Annotated in this window: 1 protein-coding gene; it reads left to right on the top strand. The window is 67.5% G+C overall.

The features are described 5' to 3' along the window. Nucleotides 1-557, top strand: a 557-nt coding sequence (locus tag IE136_RS35225; protein WP_189602567.1) for an ABC transporter ATP-binding protein, incomplete at both ends; no start/stop codon positions are given.

A 557-nucleotide genomic window follows, 5' to 3' on the forward strand; every position in this document is an offset into this window, starting at 1 on the left:
ATCGTCGGACCGACCGGCGCGGGCAAGACGACCCTGGTGAACCTCCTCATGCGGTTCTACGAGGTCACCGGCGGCCGGATCTCCCTCGACGGCGTCGACGTGGCCACCATGAGCCGCGAAGACCTCCGCTCCGGAATCGGCATGGTCCTCCAGGACACCTGGCTCTTCGGCGGAACCATCGCCGACAACATCGCCTACGGCGCCGGCGGCGAGGCCACCAGGGAGCAGATCGAGGAAGCCGCCAAGGCGGCCCACGCCGACCGGTTCATCCGCACCCTGCCCGACGGATACGACACCGTCCTCGACGACGAGGGCTCCGGCGTCAGCGCCGGCGAGAAACAGCTCATCACCATCGCCCGCGCCTTCCTCTCCGACCCCGTCATCCTCGTCCTCGACGAAGCCACCAGCTCCGTCGACACCCGCACCGAAGTCCTCATCCAAAAAGCCATGGCCCGCCTCTCCCACGGCCGCACCTCGTTCGTCATCGCCCACCGCCTCTCCACCATCCGCGACGCCGACGTCATCCTCGTCATGGAGAACGGCAGAATCGTCGAACA

The sequence above is a fragment of the Streptomyces lateritius genome (assembly GCF_014649715.1).
Taxonomy (GTDB): domain Bacteria; phylum Actinomycetota; class Actinomycetes; order Streptomycetales; family Streptomycetaceae; genus Streptomyces; species Streptomyces lateritius.